At 75.4% G+C, this 20,377-nt stretch carries 20 protein-coding genes and 1 pseudogene; 10 read left to right on the plus strand and 11 right to left on the minus strand.

Annotated elements, in window-relative coordinates; translation table 11 throughout:
- Positions 1-91 precede the first annotated feature (91 nt).
- The 7 genes from AB0L29_RS27910 to AB0L29_RS27940 all read left to right on the plus strand — a co-directional run bounded on the left by AB0L29_RS27910 (position 92) and on the right by AB0L29_RS27940 (position 7,709).
- Positions 92-1,492 (plus strand): CoA transferase, encoded by a 1,401-nt coding sequence (locus AB0L29_RS27910; protein WP_365830730.1) that lies wholly within the window; start codon positions 92-94, stop codon positions 1,490-1,492.
- 105 nt (positions 1,493-1,597) lie between these two features.
- Positions 1,598-2,599, plus strand: coding sequence for a CopD family protein (locus tag AB0L29_RS27915; protein WP_365830815.1), 1,002 nt, complete (start codon positions 1,598-1,600; stop codon positions 2,597-2,599).
- Between the two features lie 305 nt (positions 2,600-2,904).
- Complete coding sequence (locus tag AB0L29_RS27920) at positions 2,905-3,894, plus strand: DEDDh family exonuclease (protein WP_365830732.1); 990 nt, start codon at positions 2,905-2,907, stop codon at positions 3,892-3,894.
- A gap of 79 nt (positions 3,895-3,973) precedes the next feature.
- Positions 3,974-4,207, plus strand: a complete 234-nt coding sequence (locus AB0L29_RS27925) for a hypothetical protein (protein WP_365830734.1) — start codon at positions 3,974-3,976, stop codon at positions 4,205-4,207.
- A gap of 97 nt (positions 4,208-4,304) precedes the next feature.
- Positions 4,305-5,099: an SURF1 family protein gene (locus tag AB0L29_RS27930; RefSeq protein ID WP_365830736.1), complete on the plus strand. Its 795-nt coding sequence runs from the start codon at positions 4,305-4,307 to the stop codon at positions 5,097-5,099.
- A 64-nt stretch (positions 5,100-5,163) separates the two neighbouring features.
- A complete protein-coding gene (locus AB0L29_RS27935) occupies positions 5,164-6,948 on the plus strand; it encodes a glycoside hydrolase family 15 protein (protein WP_365830738.1) in 1,785 nt (594 codons plus the stop codon).
- A gap of 5 nt (positions 6,949-6,953) precedes the next feature.
- Entirely contained in the window at positions 6,954-7,709 is a 756-nt protein-coding gene (locus tag AB0L29_RS27940; protein WP_365830740.1) for an SDR family oxidoreductase, read from the plus strand.
- A gap of 45 nt (positions 7,710-7,754) precedes the next feature.
- Here AB0L29_RS27940 and amaP read toward each other — a convergent pair.
- The 5 genes and pseudogenes from amaP to AB0L29_RS27965 all read right to left on the minus strand — a co-directional run bounded on the left by amaP (position 7,755) and on the right by AB0L29_RS27965 (position 10,125).
- A pseudogene (gene amaP / locus AB0L29_RS27945) lies at positions 7,755-8,342 on the minus strand (alkaline shock response membrane anchor protein AmaP).
- A complete protein-coding gene (locus tag AB0L29_RS27950; protein WP_365830742.1) occupies positions 8,339-9,031 on the minus strand; it encodes a DUF6286 domain-containing protein in 693 nt (230 codons plus the stop codon). Before AB0L29_RS27950 ends, amaP begins: the two are co-directional and overlap by 4 nt.
- Entirely contained in the window at positions 9,028-9,402 is a 375-nt protein-coding gene (locus tag AB0L29_RS27955) for a hypothetical protein (protein ID WP_365830744.1), read from the minus strand. Before AB0L29_RS27955 ends, AB0L29_RS27950 begins: the two co-directional genes overlap by 4 nt.
- Positions 9,403-9,407: 5 nt before the next feature.
- Positions 9,408-9,593 carry a hypothetical protein gene (locus AB0L29_RS27960; RefSeq protein ID WP_365830746.1) on the minus strand — a complete coding sequence of 62 codons (186 nt, stop codon included), beginning with the start codon at positions 9,591-9,593 and terminating at the stop codon, positions 9,408-9,410.
- A 70-nt stretch (positions 9,594-9,663) separates the two neighbouring features.
- Positions 9,664-10,125: an Asp23/Gls24 family envelope stress response protein gene (locus AB0L29_RS27965; protein ID WP_365830816.1), complete on the minus strand. Its 462-nt coding sequence runs from the start codon at positions 10,123-10,125 to the stop codon at positions 9,664-9,666.
- Between the two features lie 96 nt (positions 10,126-10,221).
- Here AB0L29_RS27965 and AB0L29_RS27970 point away from each other — a divergent pair, with 96 nt between their 5' ends.
- Complete coding sequence (locus AB0L29_RS27970; protein ID WP_365830748.1) at positions 10,222-11,100, plus strand: nucleopolyhedrovirus P10 family protein; 879 nt, start codon at positions 10,222-10,224, stop codon at positions 11,098-11,100.
- Between the two features lie 49 nt (positions 11,101-11,149).
- Here AB0L29_RS27970 and AB0L29_RS27975 read toward each other — a convergent pair whose 3' ends face one another.
- From AB0L29_RS27975 to AB0L29_RS27985, 3 genes are all read right to left on the minus strand, one after another.
- Entirely contained in the window at positions 11,150-11,953 is an 804-nt protein-coding gene (locus AB0L29_RS27975; protein ID WP_365830750.1) for an enoyl-CoA hydratase/isomerase family protein, read from the minus strand.
- Positions 11,954-12,127: 174 nt separating this feature from the next.
- Positions 12,128-12,349, minus strand: coding sequence for a helix-turn-helix domain-containing protein (locus AB0L29_RS27980; protein ID WP_053128672.1), 222 nt, complete (start codon positions 12,347-12,349; stop codon positions 12,128-12,130).
- A 373-nt stretch (positions 12,350-12,722) separates the two neighbouring features.
- Positions 12,723-14,321, minus strand: coding sequence for an ABC-F family ATP-binding cassette domain-containing protein (locus AB0L29_RS27985; RefSeq protein ID WP_365830752.1), 1,599 nt, complete (start codon positions 14,319-14,321; stop codon positions 12,723-12,725).
- 329 nt (positions 14,322-14,650) lie between these two features.
- Here AB0L29_RS27985 and AB0L29_RS27990 point away from each other — a divergent pair, with 329 nt between their 5' ends.
- Positions 14,651-15,064, plus strand: a complete 414-nt coding sequence (locus AB0L29_RS27990) for a VOC family protein (RefSeq protein WP_365830754.1) — start codon at positions 14,651-14,653, stop codon at positions 15,062-15,064.
- A gap of 25 nt (positions 15,065-15,089) precedes the next feature.
- Here AB0L29_RS27990 and AB0L29_RS27995 read toward each other — a convergent pair whose 3' ends face one another.
- From AB0L29_RS27995 to AB0L29_RS28005, 3 genes are all read right to left on the minus strand, one after another.
- Complete coding sequence (locus AB0L29_RS27995; protein WP_365830756.1) at positions 15,090-16,400, minus strand: hypothetical protein; 1,311 nt, start codon at positions 16,398-16,400, stop codon at positions 15,090-15,092.
- 425 nt (positions 16,401-16,825) lie between these two features.
- Entirely contained in the window at positions 16,826-17,953 is a 1,128-nt protein-coding gene (locus AB0L29_RS28000) for an alpha/beta fold hydrolase (protein ID WP_365830758.1), read from the minus strand.
- Between the two features lie 115 nt (positions 17,954-18,068).
- Positions 18,069-18,800: a class II aldolase/adducin family protein gene (locus tag AB0L29_RS28005; protein WP_365830760.1), complete on the minus strand. Its 732-nt coding sequence runs from the start codon at positions 18,798-18,800 to the stop codon at positions 18,069-18,071.
- Positions 18,801-19,110: 310 nt separating this feature from the next.
- Here AB0L29_RS28005 and AB0L29_RS28010 point away from each other — a divergent pair, with 310 nt between their 5' ends.
- Positions 19,111-20,355 carry an inorganic phosphate transporter gene (locus tag AB0L29_RS28010; protein WP_365830762.1) on the plus strand — a complete coding sequence of 415 codons (1,245 nt, stop codon included), beginning with the start codon at positions 19,111-19,113 and terminating at the stop codon, positions 20,353-20,355.
- Positions 20,356-20,377: the final 22 nt, after the last annotated feature.

Genomic DNA, 20,377 nt, shown 5'->3' on the forward strand with positions numbered 1-20,377 from the left:
CCCGCCCGGCCCGTTCCGTTCCGTTCCCGGGAAGGGCGCCGGACGCCGCGGTCCCCGCACGTCGAGCGGGCCGATGCCGCATAGTGCGGTCATGACCGACATCGCGTCCGCCTGGTCGGCGCTGGGCGGTGATCCCGCCCTTCTCTCGCGGGTCACCGCGGTGACGCGGGAGGGCGCGCTGCACGCGCGCCTGCCCGTGCGGGAGTTGGCGCGGGCCTGCGTGGGCGCGTGCGCGCTGGCCGCGGCCGAACTCGGGGCGCGGCGGGCCGGGCTCGCCGAGGTGCCCCGGGTCCGGGTGGACGACGGGGCCGTCGCGACGGCGTTCACCAGCGAGCGGCACCTGCTGGTCGACGGGCGGGCGCCGGTGGCGTTCGCGCCGCTGTCGCGGTTCTGGCGGACGGCGGACGGGTGGGTGCGGACGCACGCGAACTACCCGCACCACCGGGAGCGGCTGCTGGCCGCGCTGGGCGTGCCGGAGGACGTGGCCCGCGTGGGGGCCGCGCTCGCCGGGCGTGGTGCCCTGGAGGTGGAGGACGCCGTGCACGCGGCCGGCGGCCTCGCCGTGGCCGTGCGCACACCCGGGGAGTGGGCCGCGCACGAGCAGGGCGCGGCGGTGGCCGCGCGCCCCCTGGTCGAGCGCGGGCGTCTGGACTCGGCACGCGCGCGCGTGCGCCCCCTGTCCGGGACCGGTCCCCTGCTGCCCGCCGCCGGAGTGCGGGTGCTGGACCTGACCCGGGTCGTCGCGGGCCCGGTCGCCACCCGCACCCTCGCCCTGCTCGGCGCGGACGTGCTGCGCCTCGACGGCCCGCACCTGCCCGAACTGCCCGGCCAGCACGCGGACACCGGCTTCGGCAAGCGGTCGGCGCGGCTTGACCTGGCGACCGGCCGGGACACCTTCGAGGAACTGCTCGCGGCGGCGGACGTGGTCGTCACCGGCTACCGGCCGGGCGCCCTGGACCGGTTCGGGCTGTCGCCGCAGGCGCTGGCCGGGCGCAGGCCCGGGGTGGTCGTGGCGCAGCTGTCGGCGTGGGGCGCGTACGGGCCGTGGGGCGGGCGGCGCGGATTCGACAGCCTCGTGCAGGCGGCCACCGGGATCGCCGCGGCCGAGGGTTCCGCGGAACGGCCCGGCGCGCTGCCCGCGCAGGCGCTCGACCACGGCACGGGCTACCTGCTGGCGGCGGCGGTGCTGCGGGCGCTGACCGAGCAGTCGTACGAGGGCGGCGGCCGGCTGGTGCGGCTGTCGCTGGCGCGGACGGCGGCCTGGCTGACGCACGGGGGCCGGCCCGGGGAACCGGCGAAGGCGGTGTACGAGGGGCCGGACGCCTGGCTCGCCGGGACCGGCAGCCGACTGGGGCCGCTGCGGTACGCCCTGCCGCCGGTGTCCTTCGACGGCGGGCCGGCCGACTGGGCCCGGCCGCCGGGGCCCTGGGGGGCGGACGCGGCGCGCTGGGACGAGGAACCGCCCGGGCACGGACGCGCGCGGCCGGCCTGAGTCCTGCGGGCCCGGGGGACGTACCGGCGGGCGGAATGCCGCACTGCCGTTCTTTTCCGCGACTTGCCCGGTTCCGGGGCGGCTGGTGAGGATTCCGGGGTGACCTTGACGAGATCGACTCCCGGGACGGCCGGCGAGCGGGGACCCGAGCGCCGCCGGGCGGCCGGCCGGGCGGCCGCCGTCCTGGTGCTGGTGGCGCTGGGCGCGCTGATCCCGCTGTTCGGGCCGTCCCCCGCCCTGCGCGGCACCGGGGAGGCCGCCGCGCCCGGTGCGGGCGGCACGGCCCTGCTGCGCACGGTGCTGTTCGCCGCGCTGTGCGTGCCGGCCGGCGAGCTGTTCGTCGGCCGGCTGGCCCGTTCGGTGCCCGGCGCGCCCGCGGCCGCGCCGCGCAGCTGGTCCCCGGCGGCGGCCGCCGCCGGTTTCGTCGCGGCCCTCGGGCTCGCCTCGGTCGTGGCCGCCGGCAACCTGGTGCCGCACGACCCGGCGCAGATCGACGTCGGCGGCCTGTACGCGTCCCGGGACGGCAGGCTCGCCCTGCTGGAGGTGAACGCGTTCCTGGCGGCGGGCCTGTGCGCCGTCTCCCGCCGTCCGGCCGCGCAGGTCTGGCCGCTGGCCGCGGTGGTGGTCGCGGAGGCCCTGCGCGCGCACCCCGCCACCGAGCACGGCCCGCTGCTCGGCTCCGGCCTGACGCTCGTGCACCTGGCCTGCGCGGCGCTGTGGGCGGGCGGTCTGCTGCACGCGCTGCGCACCCTGCGGCTGTGGCGCGGCGCCGCGGCGGGCGCGGCCCTGCTGGGCCGCTACGCGCGTGCGGCGACCGTGCTGCTCGCCGCCCTGACCGCGACGGGCGTGGGGAGTTCGCTGCGCCGGATGCCCCCGGAGACGGTCCTGGAGCAGCTGACCACGACGGCGTACGGGCGCGTCCTGCTCGCCAAGCTGGTCCTCATGGCCGCCGTCGCCGGCCTCGCCCTGTGGGCGCGGCTGCGGCTGCGCCGGGCGGCCGACCCGCTGACCGCCTGCTCCCCCGCCCGCGCCGAGGTCGTCGTGCTGGGGCTGGTGGTCGCGGTGTCGGGGCTGCTCACGGCGCTGCCGGTGCCGATCCGGTGGTGACCCGGCGCTCCGGGGAGGCGGCGCGCGACCGGTGGCGTCCCGGGCGCGGGACGCCGAAGCCGCGGGCGGCGAGGCGCAGCCGGCCGCGTCCCACGCGCAGGGCGCCGCGGGGGCGGGCGGCGAGGCGGCGGCTCACCGCCCCGGCGACGGCGAACGGCGGGAAGGCGACGGCGAACGGCGCGAAGGCGGCGGGCGGCGGGAAGGTGCCGGGCGGCCGGGGCCGTTCCCGGCGATCCGCTTCGACCGGGCGCCGCGCGGCACCTGACGGACGGCTCTGTCAGTCCCGGCCCGTATCCTCAGGGACCATGCTCGAAGACCTCACGACCCTAGCGTCCTCCCCCACGTCGTGGCCGGCCGCGTATCCGAAGGGATACGCGGTCGTCGACGTGGAGACCACGGGGCTGGCCCGGCACGACCGGATCATCTCCGCGGCCGTCTACCGGCTGGACGCGCGCGGCGAGGTCGAGGACCACTGGTACACGACGGTCAACCCGCAGCGGGATCCGGGACCGGTGTGGATCCACGGGCTGACGAGCGAGATGCTCCAGGGGGCTCCCCTCTTCACCGACATCGCCGAGGAGTTCGCCGCCCGGCTGGCCGGCCGGGTGCTGGTCGCGCACAACGCCGTCTTCGACTGGCAGATGATCGCCCGCGAGTACGCGCGCGCGGAGCGCGAGGCACCGGTGCGGCAGCGGCTGTGCACCATCGCGCTCTCCAAGGAGCTGGGCCTGCCGCTGCCCAACCACAAACTGGAGACGCTCGCGGCGCACTTCGGCGTCGTCCAGCGGCGGGCGCACCACGCGCTGGACGACGCGCGGGTGCTCGCGGAGGCGTTCCGGCCCAGTCTGCACACCGCGGCGGCGGCCGGCGTCCGGCTGCCGCTGCACGAGTGCCGGCCGCTGACCGAGTGGAACGACCGGCCGGCGCCCCGGGTCGGCTCGCAGGCGGGCTACGGCGGCCACCGGACGACCGGCTGGCGCCCCGCCCGCAAGAGGCCCGCGTGCCCCTACCCCAACCCGGGCCGGTACGAAGTGGGCAAGCGCCTCAAGCAGGGCATGCGGGTTGCCTTCTCCGGTGACACCTCCGTCGAGCGCGAACTGCTGGAGGACCGCGCCACCGAGGCCGGGCTGCACGTCGCCACCAGCCTGTCCCGGCTGACCAGCCTCCTGGTCACCAACGACCCGGACTCGGGCACGTCCAAGGTGGTCAAGGCCCGGCAGTACGGGACGCCGATCGTGGACGAGGCGGCGTTCGGGCAGCTCCTCGCCGACGTGGAACCGGCCTCGCAGCGGTGACCGTACGGACGGGTGATTGCCGGGCGACTCGCCCCGCGCCCGCTCGCCCGCACGGCGCCGACGGCTCACTGTGTGGCCCATGGCGACCTGTGAAGTATGTGGCAACCAGTACGGCATGACCTTCGAGGTGCACGCGCAGGGCGCGGTGCACGTCTTCGACTGCTTCGCCTGCGCGATCCACCGCATGGCACCCGTCTGCGAGCACTGCCGGGTGCAGATCATCGGCCAGGGCGTCGAGGCCGACGGCCACTGGTACTGCGGCGCGCACTGCGCCCGCGCGGAGGGGAAGGTGGGCATCGTCGACAGCGTGTGAGCCCGGCCCCGCCTCCGGCACCCGGCACCCGGCACCCGGCACCCGGCACCCGGCACCCGCATGAATGCACCCCGCGACCGAGTTGTACGGTCGTGGGGTGTACCGCTTCCTGTTGTCCCGGCAGTGGGTGATCATCACACTGGTCGCCCTCCTCCTCATCCCCACGATGATCAGGCTGGGCATCTGGCAGATGCACCGCTACGAGCTGCGCACCGAACGCAACGAGCTGGTCTCCGACGCGCTGGCCGCCGAGCCCGTCCCCGTGCAGCGGCTGACCTCGCCCGGGCACACCGTCACCAGCGACGAGCGGTACCGCACCGTGACCGCGAAGGGGCGCTTCGACACCGGCGACGAGGTCGTCGTCCGCCGCCGCACCAACTCCGACGACGAGGTCGGCTACCACGTGCTGACCCCGTTCGTCCTCACCGACGGCAAGGTCCTGCTGGTCAACCGGGGCTGGGTCCCCGCGGACCGCACGAGCCAGAGCGCGTTCCCCGAGGTGCCGGCACCGCCCCGCGGCGAGATCACCGTCACGGGCCGGCTGATGCCCGACGAGACCACCGCGTCGAGCGGCATCAAGGACCTCGAGGGACTGCCGGACCGTCAGGTCATGCTGATCAACAGTGAGCGGGAGGCGCGGCGCCTCGGCGTCCGGGTGCTCGGCGGCTACATCGCGCAGACGGCGCCCGAACCGGCCGGCGGCCTCCCGGAGCCGGTCGGCGAGCCCGGCAAGGAGGACGCCGCGCTGAACTACGCGTACGCCGTCCAGTGGTGGCTGTTCTCCGCGGCCGTCCCGGTCGGCTGGGTGGTCCTCGCCCGGCGCGAGGCCCGGGAACGGGCGGAGGCGGCCCGCAGGGCCCAGGGGGCGGAGGCGGAACCGGCCGCGGTGTGACGCGGCGGCCACTCACCGGGCCCGCCCCTGATTGGCGCCCCGGCTTGCCGGGCACCCGCACTCCGTGCACCCCCGCATCGAGGACTACGCACTCATCGGCGACGAACAGACCGCGGCCCTGGTCGGCGCGGACGGCTCCATCGACTGGCTGTGCCTGCCCCGCTTCGACTCCGCCGCCTGCTTCGCCAGGCTGCTCGGCGACGAGGACAACGGCTTCTGGCGCATCGCTCCCAAGGGAGCGGACCGGTGCACCCGGCGCGCCTACCGCCGCGACACCCTCGTCCTGGACACCGAGTGGGAGACCGGCGAGGGGGCGGTGCGCGTCACCGACCTGATGCCGCAGCGCGACCGCGCTCCCGACATCGTGCGCATCGTGGAGGGCCTGCGCGGCGAGGTCACCGTCCACAGCGTGCTGCGGCTGCGCTTCGACTACGGCTCCGTCGTGCCGTGGGTGCGCCGGGCCGACGGCCACCGGGTGGCCGTGGCCGGCCCCGACTCGACGTGGCTGCGCAGCGAGCCGGAGGTGCCCACCTGGGGCGAGGACTACGGCACCCACTCCGAGTTCACGGTCCGGGCGGGGCAGACCGTCGCGTTCGTCCTGACCTGGCACCCCTCCCACGAGCCGCGCCCCCCGCTCGTCGACCCGTACGAGTCCCTGCGCCACAGCGTCGAGGACTGGCGCACCTGGGTGTCCCACTGCCGCTACGACGGCCCCCACCGGGACGCCGTCGTCCGCTCCCTGATCACCCTCAAGGCGCTCACCTACGCCCCCACCGGCGGCATCGTGGCCGCCCCCACCACCTCGCTGCCCGAGGAGCCGGGCGGGGTGCGCAACTGGGACTACCGCTACTGCTGGCTGCGCGACTCCACCCTCACCCTCGGCGCGCTGCTGTCCGCCGGGTACCAGCAGGAGGCCGAGGCCTGGCGGAACTGGCTGCTGCGCGCGGTCGCCGGCGACCCGGCGGACCTGCAGATCATGTACGGCGTGGCGGGCGAGCGGCGGCTGCCCGAGTACGAGCTGCCGTGGCTGTCCGGCTTCGACGGGTCGGCGCCCGTCCGCATCGGCAACGACGCCGTGAAGCAGCTCCAGCTCGACGTGTACGGCGAGGTCATGGACTCGCTGGCGCTGGCGCGCAGTTCGGGGCTGTCCGCCCAGCCGGACGTGTGGGCGGTGCAGATGGCGCTGATGGACTACCTGCGGTCGGTGTGGCGGCAGCCGGACGAGGGGCTGTGGGAGGTGCGCGGCGGGCGGCGCCAGTTCGTCCACTCGAAGGTGATGGTGTGGGTGGCCGCGGACCGGGCCGTGCGCATGCTGGAGCGCCACCCGGAGCTGCCGGGGGACCTGGACGCCTGGCGGGCGCTGCGCGAGGAGGTGCACCGCGAGGTGTGCGAGAAGGGCTACGACCCGGAGCGGAACACCTTCACCCAGTCCTACGGCTCGCGCGAGCTGGACGCCGCGCTGCTGCTCATCCCGCGCGTGGGCTTCCTGCCGCCCGACGACCCGCGGGTGCTCGGCACCATCGACGCGGTCCGCAAGGAGCTGGAGCGGGACGGGTTCCTGCTGCGCTACAGCGTCGACGAGACGGCCGTCGACGGCCTGCCGGGCAGCGAGGGCACCTTCCTGGTGTGCAGCTTCTGGCTCGCGGACGCCCTGCACATGACCGGCCGCACCGAGGAGGCCCGGGAGCTGTTCGAACGGCTCGTCGGGCTCACCAACGACGTGGGACTGCTGTCGGAGGAGTACGACCCCGTCTCCGGCCGCCAGCTCGGCAACTTCCCGCAGGCGTTCAGCCACATCGGCCTGGTGAACACCGCCCTCGCCCTGTTCGGGGAGGACGGGGCAGGATAGGGGCCATGGATCTTGGACTGAAGGACCGGGTGTACGTCGTCACGGGGGCCACCCGCGGACTGGGCAACGCCGCCGCGCGCGAGCTCGTCGCCGACGGCGCGAAGGTGGTCGTCACGGGGCGGGACGAGACGGGCGTCGCCGAGGCGGCGGCCGCGCTGGGCCCCGACGCGCTCGGCGTGGCCTCGGACAACGCCGATCCCGAGGCTCCGGCGCGGCTGATCGCGGCCGCCCGGGAGCGGTTCGGCCGCTTCGACGGCGTGCTCGTCAGCGTCGGCGGGCCGCCGCCCGGGTTCGTCGCCGACAACACCGACGAGCAGTGGCAGACGGCGTTCGAGTCGGTGTTCCTGGGTGCGGTGCGGCTGGCCCGTGCCGCGTCCGCCGAGCTGGAGGCGGGGGGTGTGATCGGCTTCGTGCTGTCCGGGTCGGTGTACGAGCCGATCCCGGGGCTGACGATCTCCAACGGGCTGCGGCCCGGGCTCGCCGGGTTCGCCAAGTCCCTCTCCGACGAGCTGGGGCCGCGCGGCATCCGGGTCGTCGGGCTGCTTCCGGGACGTGTCGACACCGACCGCGTGCGCGAACTGGACGCGTTGTCCGCCGACCCGGAGGCGACCCGGGCGGCGGCCGAGTCGCGCATCCCGCTGCGGCGGTACGGGACGCCGGAGGAGTTCGGGCGCGTCGCCGCGTTCGTGCTGTCCCCGGCGGCCTCGTATCTGACCGGGGTCATGCTGCCGGTGGACGGCGGGGCGCGGCACGGGTTCTGAGGAGCGCCGCCCGCCGGGCCGGGGTTCCCGCGCCCCGCGGGACGGTCAGCTCACCCTCCGCGCGCGGTGCCGGACACCCCGCAGCCGTACCTCCGCCGGCAGCGACGCCAGCCCGGCCGAGTCCCGGGCGTGCGCCAGCACCCGGCCGGTGAGGCCGTGCAGCGCCGTCCCGGGGTCCACGCGCGGTTCCAGCGCCAGCCGTACGCGGGCCCGGGGGGCGGTGCGGCGCCCGGCGAGGTGGACGCGGGCCCGCTCGACACCGTCCAGCAGGTCCGCCTCCCGGGCGAGGACGTCCTCCAGGGCTCCTCCGCTCAGCAGCGCCCCCTCGCCGTCGCCGGTGTCGACGAGCACCTCGGCGAGCCGCCGGCGGCGCACCACCGCGACCAGCCACCACAGGGCGAGCAGGAGGAGGACGGCGAACGCGGCCAGGACGGCCGGCCACCATCAGCCGGCCTCCTGCCAGCGGGTCCGCTCGGCGTCGCCGAGCAGCACGTCGTCCCGCCCGCGACGGATCCACCGGGAGGGCGCCGGGGCCCCGAGCCCGGCGGCCAGCACGCAGCCGCCGAGGACGAGCAGGACCAGGCCCGCGAGCCCGAGCAGTACGCGGTTGACGACCCCGGGCACCGTCCTCACCCCTTCCCGCCCGGCCGGCGGACGCGCACCGACAGCGCGGGCGTGCGGGCCAGGCCCAGCCCGTGGGCCGCGTCGGTGAGCACGGCGTCCAGGTCGGCCCGTACGTCGTCCGGGTCGCGGAAGTGCGAGACCGCGCGCACGTCCGCCGTGCGGCGGCGCACGCGCACCCGCGCCGACCGCACCCCGGGCACCTCCACCGCCCGGTCCCGCAGCACCGCCGCGGCGGCGTCCCGGTGGAGTCCGGCGCGCACGTCGGCGTGCGCGCACCGCATGGGCAGGACGTTCCGCAGGCCGGGTGTGGCGGCCAGGACCAGCAGCCAGAGGCCGAGGGCGGCGGCGGTGCCCGCGCCGGCCAGCACCCAGACGTCGTCCAGGGGCCGCTCGGCCAGTTGCCGGGTCAGCTCCCGGCGCCAGCGCATCGCGGGCCGGCCGGCGCGCACGGCGGCGATGTCGTACAGGAAGGCGCTGGCGACGATCAGCAGCAGCAGCGCGACCAGGCCCGCGGGAACGCGCCGCGCCGACCAGAAGCGCCCGTCGCGGCCGGCCCCGCCGCCGGGCTCGGGCGGGGGCCCGTCGTCCGCGGGCGGCGCCGGTCCCGGCCGGTCCGCCTGCGGGCCGCTCCCCTCCCCGACGACCGGCAGCCGCTGTGTGGTGCCCTCGGACGGCCCGGTGCCCCGGAGTTCGCTCATCGCGTCCTTCCCCGGGTCGCGCCCTGCGCCGCCGTCAGGTGCAGCCGCTCGACCCGGACGACGACCTCCGGCACCTCCCTGCCCGCCAACGCGCCCACCCGCTCGACGACCTGACGGCGCACCCGCCGGCACCGGCCGCCGATGTCGCCGGGATAGCCGAGTTCGAGGTGGACGTGGACCCGGGCGGCGTCCTGGTGCACGGCGACGGTGGCGTGCGGGGGCGCGGCGTCCGGCGGCAGCGCGCCGACGGCCTCGCGCGCCGCCTGCGAGGCGATCTTCGCCATCACCCGGTCGGCGATCCGGGTGGCGCCGCGCTCGCCCGGCGGGACGACGGCGGGGGTCCTGCGGGACTCACCGTTCCGCGTGCTCACAGGCGTCACCGCCGCTGTCCGTCACGGGACCGGAGGAAGTCGCCGAGGTCCACGTCCCCCTCCAGGAACCGGCCGACGACGAAGCCGACGGCGCCCAGCGCCGCCACCAGCAAAAAGGCCCCGAATCCGCCGAAGTGTCCGGCGAAGCCCAGCGCCATGCCGGCGATCATGCCGGCCACGGCCATGCTCATGGTGCGCTCCTCAGCTCCTCGGTCCCACGGTTCCACGACCCCGCGGCGGCCCCGGCCGGCCACCTGCGCCTCACTGGATCCGGCGCTCCGGCTCCTCTTCCTCCTCGTCCGGCAGCTTCACGTCGCCGACCGCGATGTTGACCTCGACGACTTCGAGGCCGGTCATCCGCTCGACGGCGGCGATCACGTTCTCGCGCACCTCCCGGGCCACGTCGGCGATCGGCACGCCGTACTCGACGACGATCTCCAGGTCGAGCGCAGCCTGCACCTCGCCGACCTCGGCCTTCACTCCGCGCGTCACCGACTTGGCCCCGCCGGGCACCCGGTCGCGCACGGCTCCGAAGGTCCGCGACAGCCCGCTGCCCATGGCGTGCACGCCGTCCACGTCGCGTGCGGCCAGTGCGGCGATCTTCTCCACGACGCCGTCCGCGATGGTGGTCCGCCCCCGGGCGCCCGGGTCCCCCTCGCCGCGCCCGGTCGCCCGGCCCTCGCGGAGGGCCCTGGCCTGCGCGCCGCGGTCCTGCTCCGGCATCTCGGTCATCACCGTAGGTCCCTTTCGGTCGTCGTCCTGTGACCACCGTAAGCACGGTTGCGTGGATGCGCGCCGGGGATACGGCAGGCTGGAGGTATGACGGCGGACCGGTGGACACAGGCAGTCAGACAACAGCTGGCCCTCGGCAGACTCCTGCCCCTGGGCGGCCCGCGCGACGGCGCGTGGATCGCCGAGCGGGCGGCCGGGACGGTGCTGCGGCGCGCGGCCGGGGAGGTGCCGGGCGTACGCCTGGACACGCTCCGCATCGCGCTGGCCGACCCAGAGGGCACGTACGACCCGGCCGTGCCCGCCCCGCCGAGCGGTCTGCCGCCCGGGCCCCTGCGCCTGTCGGCGGAGTTCGCGGCCACGGCGTCGCAGCCCCTGCCGACGACGGCCGCGCTGCTGCGGACGGCCCTGACGGCCGCCGCGGCGGAGCGGATCGGGCTGGCGGTGACGGAGGTGGACCTGCGCGTCGCGGCCCTCCTGGACGAGGACGACGGGAACGGGCAGGACGGGCAGGACGGGCACGGCGGTGGCCGAGGGAACGACGGCGGCCACGGGGATGGCGGGGAGGGCGGGCGGGCCGAGGACGCCGAGGGCGCCGAGCCCGCCGCCGCACGGCCGCCGGGGGCCTCGCGGGACCCGCAGGACCGGATCGGCCCGGCGGACCCGGCGGACCCGGCGGACCCGGCGGCCGGCGGCTCCCCCGGCTCCGACGAGAGCCGCGTGGCCGCCGCCGCCCTGGCGGTGCCGGGTGTGAGCCGCCTGACGGGCGCGCTCGGCGGCACCGCCAGGGCGGTGCACATCGAGGAGCGGCGGCAGGAGGCCGCCCTGCCCGGCCGTCACGTCCGGGTGGAACTCGCGGTGAGCGCGGACCACCGGGCCCTGGACGTGGCCCGCGAGGTCCGCGCGGCGGTGGCGCGGGCGCTACCGGACCACCCGACGGTGGCGGTGCTGGTGACGGCGGTGGGCTGAGCGCCCCCTGCGCCCGTCCACCGGCAACTCCCCGGTGGACGGGCCGCGCTCATTCCCCGAGGCCGGCGAGGTCGCGCAGCCGGCGGGCCTGGGCGGCGCGTTCGGCCACTCGCTGGTCCTCGTAGGTCCGGTCCTGCGCACCGCGCAGCAGCGCCTTGGTCTCGATGACCGCGTCCCGGGGCGCGGCCAGGATCGCCGACGCCAGGTCGCCCACCGCGCCGTCGAGCTGGTCGCCGGGCACGGCGAGGTTGGCCAGCCCGGTGTTCACGGCCTCCTCGGCCGTGACGAACCGCCCGGTCACGCAGATCTCCAGCGCGCGGGCGTAGCCGACCAGCCCCACCAGCGGATGCGTGCCCGTCAGGTCGGGCACCAGTCCGAGGCTGGTCTCGCGCATGGCGACCTGCACGTCGTCGGCGACGACGCGCAGGTCACAGGCGAGGGCGAGCTGGAAGCCCGCCCCGATGGCATGTCCCTGGACAGCGGCGACGGAGACGATGTCGCTGCGCCGCCACCAGGTGAACGCCTCCTGGTACTCGGCGATGGTCGCGTCGAGCTCGGCGTCACCGCCCCGTGCGAGGTCGATGAACGACGGCTCGCCGTCGAAGCCCTCGGGCGTGAACGCCTGCCGGTCGAGCCCGGCCGAGAAGGACTTGCCCTCGGCGCGCAGCACGACGACCCGGACGGAGCCCGGCAGCAGCCGGCCGGCCTCGGTCAGCGCCCGCCACAGAGCGGGGCTCTGCGCGTTGCGCTTGGCCGGGTTGGTCAGCGTCACCGTGGCGATCGCGTCGTCGACGGTGAGCCGTACGCCGTCCTTGTCGAGAACCGGACCGAGGTCCTGGGCGGGCGAAGCCATGGGGCGCCTCCGATGGGTGCGGTCGTCTTCCGTGCCGTGTGACGGAACGGCGTTCCGTGCCGTACGGCGGAACGACGCCGTACGACGGCACAGTTAAGTGACTGCACAGTAACCACCCAGCCGGTCGGTCGGCCGACCGGGTGGCCACCATCGAAGCCGAGGGGCCGCCCGGGGTCAGGCCGTCGTGGCCTTCTTGCCCCGTGTCGCCCCGCCACGCCCTCGGAGCGTGACGCCCGACTCACTGAGCATGCGGTGCACGAAGCCATACGAGCGGCCGGTCTCCTCGGCCAACGCCCGGATGCTCGCACCGGCGTCGTACTTCTTCTTCAGGTCTGCCGCGAGCTTGTCGCGCGCGGCGCCGGTCACCCGGCTGCCCTTCTTCAGAGTCTCGGCCACCCGTGCCTCCTCATGGGAAGTGCGCTCTGGTCCCCTCATGATCACCCCTCCGGGGCTTCATGGCCACCCATTCGGCAAGGTCCGTGAGACAAGGTTGTGACGACGGGAGCGCGTCCCCACAAGCGGATTACTCGATTCCACGTGAGGGCGTTCGTGCGGCCGGACGAGTGGTTCCGCAAAGGTCCAGGTCAGGGACGCGCGACGGCCGAGCCCCGGTCGACGAGGGGCTCGGCCGTGAAATCGGTGTAGGACACACCGCGGTACGAGGAGATCTCACACAGATGATGGATCACGGCTGGGCCGAATGATCCATACGCGGTGGATCACGCCTCCGCTCCGGCGGAGCCGGCCGCGCCGGAGACCGCCCGCGCGGTCACGCGAGGGCGACGAGGTCCGCGTAGTCGGCGCCCCACAGGTCCTCGACGCCGTCCGGCAGCAGGATGATCCGCTCCGGCTGGAGCGCCTCGACGGCGCCCTCGTCGTGGGTGACGAGGACGACCGCGCCCTTGTAGGTGCGCAGCGCGCCGAGGATCTCCTCGCGGCTGGCCGGGTCGAGGTTGTTGGTCGGCTCGTCGAGCAGCAGCACGTTGGCGGAGCTGACCACCAGGGTCGCCAGGGCCAGGCGGGTCTTCTCGCCCCCGGACAGGACACCGGCGGGCTTGTCGACGTCGTCGCCGGAGAACAGGAACGAGCCGAGCACCTTGCGGACCTCGACCAGGTCCATGTCGGGCGCGGCGGAGCGCATGTTCTCCAGCACCGTGCGGTCGGGGTCGAGGGTCTCGTGCTCCTGGGCGTAGTAGCCCAGCTTGAGGCCGTGGCCGGGCACGACCATGCCGGTGTCGGGCTGCTCCACTCCGGCGAGCAGGCGGAGCAGGGTGGTCTTGCCCGCGCCGTTGAGGCCGAGGATCACGACCCTCGATCCCTTGTCGATGGCCAGGTCGACGTCGGTGAAGATCTCCAGCGAGCCGTACGACTTCGACAGGCCCTCCGCCATCAGCGGGGTCTTGCCGCAGGGCGCGGGCTCCGGGAAGCGGAGCTTGGCGACCTTGTCCTGCTGGCGGACGTCCTCCAGGCCGGCCAGGAGCTTCTCGGCGCGGCGGGCCATGTTCTGCGCGGCGACGGTCTTGGTGGCCTTGGCGCGCATCTTGTCGGCCTGGGCGTTGAGGGCGGCGGCCTTCTTCTCGGCGTTGGCCCGCTCGCGCCTGCGGCGCTTCTCGTCGGCCTCGCGCTGCTGCTGGTAGAGCTTCCAGCCCATGTTGTAGACGTCGATGGTGGCGCGGTTGGCGTCCAGGTAGAACACCTTGTTGACGACCGTCTCGACCAGGTCGACGTCGTGGCTGATGACGATGAAGCCGCCGCGGTAGCTCTTGAGGTAGTCGCGCAGCCAGACGATCGAGTCGGCGTCGAGGTGGTTGGTCGGCTCGTCGAGCAGCAGCGTGTCCGCGTCGGAGAACAGGATGCGGGCCAGTTCGACGCGCCGGCGCTGACCGCCGGAGAGCGTGTGCAGGGGCTGGCCCAGCACCCGGTCGGGCAGGTTCAGCGCGGCGGCGATGGTGGCGGCCTCGGCCTCGGCGGCGTACCCGCCCTTGGTGAGGAACTCCGTCTCCTGGCGCTCGTACTGCTTCATCGCCTTCTCGCGGGTGGCGCCCTTGCCGTTGGCGATGCGCTGCTCGTTCTCGCGCATCTTGCGGATCAGGACGTCGAGACCGCGCGCGGAGAGGATGCGGTCGCGGGCGAGCACGTCGAGGTCGCCGGTGCGGGGGTCCTGCGGGAGGTAGCCGACCTCCCCGGAGCGGGCGATGGTGCCGGCGGCCGGGATGGCCTCGCCGGCCAGGCACTTGGTGAGGGTGGTCTTGCCGGCGCCGTTGCGGCCGACCAGGCCGATGCGGTCGCCCTTGGTGACGCGGAAGGTGGCGTTCTCGATGAGGACGCGGGCACCGGCGCGCAGCTCGATGCCGGAGGCGGAGATCACGGACAGACTCCTGGGCGGATACGGGGGCGGGATGGGCGGCTGAGGACGTTCCCGCCGTCTAATGCGCGAGGAGAATGGCCATGGGGCCAGTCTAGCGGGGCCGTGCAACCATTTTTTCTGCGTTCAGGCGTTCGGGCCGGGACCTGGGACTTTCGCCGCCGGGCGCCCCGTGCGGCGCGCCGCGCGGGGGAGGCGGGCGCGGCCCGTCGGCCGGCTCCCGCCTCCGGTCCGGGGGCCGTTGCCGGCGGCCGGTGCGAGACTGGGCAGCAGGCCGGGGTTCGGCTGTTCCACGGCGGTTTCCGGCACCGAGTCACGAGGGAGTGATCGGCATGGCAGGCACGGGCGGTGGGCGTCCGAGCATCTATCCCACGCTGCTGTACAGGGACGCGAAGGCGGCGATCCGGCAGCTCACGGAGGCCTTCGGCTTCACCGAGCTGTCGGTGTTCGAGGGCGAGGACGGCTCGGTGCTGCACGCCGAGCTGACGCAGGGCAACGGCGCGGTGCTGGTCGGGTCCAAGGGCCGCGGGGGCGTGTTCGACACGGCGATGAAGGACGCGGGCACGGCGGGGGTGTACGTCGTCGTGGACGACGTCGACGCGCACCACCGGCGCGCCATGGACCACGGCGTCGAGATCCTGATGCCCCCGACGGACCAGGACTACGGCTCCCGGGACTACATGGCCCGGGACCTCGAGGGCAACGTCTGGAGCTTCGGCACGTACGCCCCCGAGACAGCGGGCTGACGGCCCCGGGAGGGGCGGACGGACGCTAGCTGCCGGTGTGCACCTGGAAGGCGGCGCGGCGGACGGCCTTGGCCAGGGCCGGGTCGGGGTGCGCGGCGGCGAGCGCGACGAGGACCTGCACGGTGCGCGGGTGCCCGACGGCACGCACCTCGTTCAACAGGGCGGGGACGGTCGGCTGCACCGCGGACTCCAGGTGCCGCACCAGCATCGAGGCCTCGCCGTGGTCGGCGACGGCGGCGGCGGTGTCCACCCACAGCCAGGTGGCCTCCTGCCGGGTGAGGACCTCGTGGGCGTCCTCGGGGTCGATCCCGTCGTGCTCGGCGAGCCACAGCAGGGCGTAGGGCCGCAGCGTCGGCTCCTCCAGCACGGCGCGCACCTCGGGCTCGGCCGGGGCGCCGACCACGCGCAGCGCCTCGAAGGCCAGGCCGCGCAGCAGGGCGTCGTCGCCGCGGGCGGCGGCCAGCAGCTCGGTGACGGCGCTGCCGACCGGGCGGGCGGCGAGCCAGGCGCGGTACTCGGCGCGGGCGGCGTTGGGGCGCAGCTGGGCGCAGCCGCGCAGCATGTCCTCGGCCGACTGCTCGATGTTGCCGGCCGGGCTCTGCGCGGCCACGCAGATCTGCTCCAGTTTCACCCAGACGGCCCAGCTGCCCAGCGGGGTGAGGGTGGCCTGCCCGTCGCCGTAGGTGAGGGCGCCGACGCCGGCCAGGGCGCGCAGCGCCCAGTCCAGCAGCGGGGCGAGCGGGGCGTCCGCGCCGGTCTCCGGGTCCTCGGCGGGATCGGACGGGGCCGGAGCGGCCGGGGCGGCCAGGAGGGCCTGGTCGTACGGGTCGCCGGTGGCGGCGGGCGGGACGTAGGCGACCTCGCAGCGCTCGGTGCGCAGTTCGGTCACCCGCTGCTGCAGAAGGTCCAGGAGCTGCTCCACGGGGACGGGCCCGGCGGACAGCTGGAGGAAGGAGAGCACCTGCGGCATGGCCGAGACGACCTCGGCGACGGCGGCGGGCTCGTGGCCCGCGGGCTCCGGGCAGGCGAGCGACCAGGCGTCGAAGAGGGCGACCCAGCCGCGCAGCACGGCGCTGTCGTCGCGGTCCCAGGCGCGCAGCCGCCAGCCGGGGCGGGCGCGGTCGCCGTGCACCTCGACGAGGCCGGCCAGGCGGGCGGTGTCCCAGTCGGCCCGCACCTGGGCCTCGGTCAGACCCAGCTCGCGGGCCGCCCGTTCGGCGGTCGCGTCGGAGAGGGTGGCCTTGCCGTCGGTGGTCGCGCCCGCACGGCCGGGGCCGAGGGCGGCGTCGGCCCAGCGGGCCACGCGGACCGCGCCGGCCAGACCGGAGCGCGCCATTCTGGCCAGCTCCGCCGGTGCCGGGGTGCCCTCCGGGGGGCACGGTGCGGGGCGGCGCGGGCGCCGCTGGTTCACGGCTCTGGGGGCGGCGGCCAGGGGTCGCGGGCGGACGAGTCGAAGCCTGGAGTCGCGCGGGATACGGGACGTCACGGGTGCAGTCTTCCGGTTGACGGTCCGAAAACCCAAACGGAATGTCACGGCGGGCGACGGGGGTGGCCAACGCACCGGGTCCCGCGAGCGGCTGGGGGCAGGAAACAGGCCAGTGGCACGACGCTAAACGGAATCCCCGCCACCGGGTCGGGGAGAGCGCGCGCGAAGGTGCGTGAACCCTGTCCGGAAACCGCCCCGTCCGCGGCCCCGCGGGGCGGCCCCGCGGGGCCGCGGACGGGGCCCGGCCAGGAGCCCGCAGGAGATCACATCAGCGGTCACATCAGCGGGATCAGGAAGCGGCGCATCGCCTCCTCGTAGGCCTCCGGGTCGGCGTTCCACATCGCTCCGTGGGGCGCGTGGTCGACCCTGCGCAGGCCGACCAGGCGGGGGCGGGCCTCGGCGAGGCGCCGGGAGAGGTGCCAGGGGGCCACCACGTCGCCCGGTCCGTGGAAGATCAGGGCCGGGACCCGCAGGCGGTCGAGGTCGTCGGCGCCGGCACGGCGGTCGCCGTCCAGGCCGGCGCGGCCCTGGGCGGCCCGGACGGCGAGCGGCAGCAGCGCTCCCGGTGTGTGGCGGGCCGCGGCGAGGGCGCGCAGGGCGGTCTCCCAGTCGAGCACCGGGGAGTCCAGGATCAGCCCGGCGATGCGTTCGCGCAGCTCCGAGCGGGTGGCCGCGCGCAGCGCCATGGTCGCGCCGGTGGACCAGCCGTGCAGGACGACCTGCCGGGCACCGAGCTGCAGGGCCTGGTGGATCGCCGCGTCCAGGTCGCGCCACTCGGTCTCGCCGAAGTGGCCGAGGCCGTCCGGGGAGCGGGGCGCGCCGAGGTCGCCGCGGTAGGCGAGGGCGAGCACCGGGAAGTGGTGGCGGTGCAGGAATTCCATGACGTTCATGGCCAGTTCCCGGGTGGTGCCCAGGCCGTGCACCGTGATCACCCAGGTGTCGCGGGACGACGGCACGCACCAGGCCGGCAGGGAGCCGAGTTCGCCGGGGACGTCGACGTCGGTGTGGTCGAGCCCGAGGGCGGCGCCCGGGGTGCCGACGTACAGGTTGGGGGTGAGCCACACCCGGTCGCCGGGCCGGACGGTGCCGTGCGTGACGCGTTCGAGGCGGCGCACGACGGTGTCGGCGGTGTGCGGGGCGGCGTCCAGGACGGGGCCGACCACCGCGTGGGAGCCGGCGCCGGCCAGGCCGTACCGCCCGGGCCGCAGGGCGGCCAGGTTCCGGGTGAGGCTGATCCGGCCAGCGGCGGTGCCGTGCACGGTGAGCCGCGGCTCGGTGGGCAGCGGCCTGCCCGGCGGCGCCTTGAGGGCGGCGTCGCTGGCGAGCCGGCCGACGGCCACCGCGGCGGCGCCGGCGACGGTCACGGCGGTGACGGCAGCGGCCGTCGCTTTGACAGTGTGCACGGATCCAGTGTCCTGACGGACCCGCCGGGGGGCCACCCGGAGGACGGCTCCGGGTGACGCGGGACCGGTCCCGCGGAAGGCAGCGGGGCCCGCACGCCGGGGCCCGGACGAGGGCTCATCCCCGCTGCCCGTACCCCTGCAGCCTCTCCCCCGCCTGCGCCAGCTGCTCGCGCGACAGCAGCGTCGGCGTCAGGCCCGGCACCGAGGAGGCGGTCAGCCACAGGCGGCACATCCACTCCAGCTGGGCGGTGCGGTCGTAGGCCTGGTCGAGGGTGGCGCCGTGGGTGAGCGTGCCGTGGTTCTGCAGGAGGCAGCCGGAGCGGCCGTCGAGGGCGCGCAGCATGTTCTCGGCCAGCTCACCGGTGCCGTACGTCGCGTACGGGGCGACCCGGACCGGTCCGCCGAGCGCGGCGGCCATGTAGTGGATCGGCGGCAGCTCCCGGACGAGCGTCGAGACGGCCGTGGCGTGCACGGCGTGGGTGTGGACGACGGCGCGGGCGCCGGTGGTGCGGTAGACGGCGAGGTGCATGGGGAGCTCGCTGGTGGGGACGAGCCCGCCGAGGACCTGTCGGCCGTCGAGGTCGACGCCGGTCACGTCGTCCGGCGTGAGCCGGTCGTAGGGGACGCCCGAGGGGGTGACCAGGACCGTCTCGCCGACGCGTACCGAGACGTTGCCGGAGGTGCCGACGACCAGTCCGTCGCGGACCGTCCGGCGGGCCGTCTCGACGAGGTCCGCCCAGGCGCGGGCCTCCTCGGTTCCCGCACGCCGCCCCCGCGGCGCCCGCGCGTCCCGTGCGCCGTCCCGGCGCTCTCCCCCGTCCCGCTGGTCCCACCGCTGCTCGGCCATGCGGCGATCCTGCCAGGCGGGCCGGCGCCGCGTCGCCGGATCGGGGCACTTCGGGCCGGAAGCCGGCGCGCGGCGGGCGGTACGGCAACGGCGGCACCCTTCCGGGTGACCGATCTCTCTTCCAGGGGTCGCCCGATCGGCTGAGAGGGCCCGCCGCGGGCGACCGGCCCTGCGGTGCCCGGGCCGCAGGTGCGGGGCGGGATAAGAAACCCCGTCGGCGGACACCACGGCGCCTCCCCCAGTTCATCTTCCGTTCACCCTGGTTACCTACGTTCGTCCAGCCAATGACCTCGAACGATTGCCTGGGTAAATGGAAAGCTTCTCGCTGATCCTCGCGATTGTGGTGGTAACCGCACTCGCGTTCGATTTCACGAACGGTTTCCACGACACCGCGAACGCGATGGCCACGACCATTTCCACGGGCGCCCTGAAGCCCAAGGTCGCGGTCACCATGTCCGCCGTCCTCAACCTGGTCGGCGCCTTCCTGTCCGTGGAAGTCGCCAACACGATCTCCAAGGGTCTCGTCGACGAGACCGGCATCCGTCCCGAGGTCATCTTCGCCGCCCTGGTCGGCGCGATCCTCTGGAACCTGCTGACGTGGCTGGTCGGACTGCCCTCCAGCTCCTCGCACGCCCTCATGGGCGGTCTGATCGGCGCCACGATCGCCTCGGCGGGCGTCGGCGCGGTCCACGGTGACGTCCTGGTCACCAAGGTGCTGATCCCGGCGATCGCCGCCCCGCTGGTCGCGGGCCTCGCCGCGATGGTCGCGACCCGGCTGACGTACACGCTCGGCAGGAAGGCCGACGGCAAGGCGTCCGAGAAGGGCTACCGCGCCGGCCAGATCGCCTCTGCGGGCCTGGTCTCCCTGGCCCACGGCACCAACGACGCGCAAAAGACCATGGGCATCATCACCCTCGCCCTGGTCGCCGGCGGCGCCGTCGCCCCCGACTCCGACCCGCCCCTGTGGGTCATCCTCTCCGCGGGCGTCGCCATCGCGCTCGGCACCTACCTCGGCGGCTGGCGCATCATCCGCACCATGGGCAAGGGCCTGACCGACCTCCAGCCGCAGCAGGGCTTCGCCGCCCAGACCAGCGCGGCCACGGTCATCCTGGCCTCCTCCCACCTCGGGTTCTCCCTGTCCACCACCCACTCCGTCTCCGGCGCGGTGATGGGCGCGGGCCTGGGCCGCAAGGGCGGCGTCGTCCGCTGGTCCACCGCCACCCGGATGTTCGTCGCCTGGGGCCTGACCCTGCCGGCCGCCGCCCTGGTCGGCGCGCTCGCCGAGTACGTCACCGGCTTCGGCGACTGGGGCACCGCCGTGGTGGCCGTCTTCCTGGTCGCCTCCAGCGCCGCGATCTGGAAGATCTCCCGCCGCGAGGTCGTCGACCACACCAACGTCAACGACGTCGAGGAGGAGTCGGCCGGTGTGGTGACCACGGCGATCGCCGCGGTGGCCCCGCCCCCCGCGGGCACGGTGGCGGAGGACCTCGCGGCCGCGTTCCCGGTCCAGGCCACCTCCGACTCCAAGGCCCCGTCGGCCACCACCACCGTCTGATCCCGCGCGCACCCGGGTACGA

This window comes from Streptomyces sp. NPDC052701 (assembly GCF_040678355.1).
Lineage (GTDB): Bacteria > Actinomycetota > Actinomycetes > Streptomycetales > Streptomycetaceae > Streptomyces.

Excerpts from the sequence above, each read along its gene's own strand:
- AB0L29_RS27910 (WP_365830730.1), top strand. The coding sequence starts at position 92 with ATGACCGACATCGCGTCCGCCTGGTCGGCGCTGGGCGGTGATCCCGCC.
- AB0L29_RS27920 (WP_365830732.1), top strand. The coding sequence starts at position 2,905 with ATGCTCGAAGACCTCACGACCCTAGCGTCCTCCCCCACGTCGTGGCCG.
- AB0L29_RS27925 (WP_365830734.1), top strand. The coding sequence starts at position 3,974 with ATGGCGACCTGTGAAGTATGTGGCAACCAGTACGGCATGACCTTCGAG.
- AB0L29_RS27940 (WP_365830740.1), top strand. The coding sequence starts at position 6,954 with ATGGATCTTGGACTGAAGGACCGGGTGTACGTCGTCACGGGGGCCACC.
- AB0L29_RS27950 (WP_365830742.1), bottom strand. The coding sequence starts at position 9,031 with ATGAGCGAACTCCGGGGCACCGGGCCGTCCGAGGGCACCACACAGCGG.
- AB0L29_RS27960 (WP_365830746.1), bottom strand. The coding sequence starts at position 9,593 with ATGAGCATGGCCGTGGCCGGCATGATCGCCGGCATGGCGCTGGGCTTC.
- AB0L29_RS27965 (WP_365830816.1), bottom strand. The coding sequence starts at position 10,125 with ATGCCGGAGCAGGACCGCGGCGCGCAGGCCAGGGCCCTCCGCGAGGGC.
- AB0L29_RS27970 (WP_365830748.1), top strand. The coding sequence starts at position 10,222 with ATGACGGCGGACCGGTGGACACAGGCAGTCAGACAACAGCTGGCCCTC.
- AB0L29_RS27975 (WP_365830750.1), bottom strand. The coding sequence starts at position 11,953 with ATGGCTTCGCCCGCCCAGGACCTCGGTCCGGTTCTCGACAAGGACGGC.
- AB0L29_RS27990 (WP_365830754.1), top strand. The coding sequence starts at position 14,651 with ATGGCAGGCACGGGCGGTGGGCGTCCGAGCATCTATCCCACGCTGCTG.
- AB0L29_RS27995 (WP_365830756.1), bottom strand. The coding sequence starts at position 16,400 with ATGGCGCGCTCCGGTCTGGCCGGCGCGGTCCGCGTGGCCCGCTGGGCC.
- AB0L29_RS28005 (WP_365830760.1), bottom strand. The coding sequence starts at position 18,800 with ATGGCCGAGCAGCGGTGGGACCAGCGGGACGGGGGAGAGCGCCGGGAC.
- AB0L29_RS28010 (WP_365830762.1), top strand. The coding sequence starts at position 19,111 with ATGGAAAGCTTCTCGCTGATCCTCGCGATTGTGGTGGTAACCGCACTC.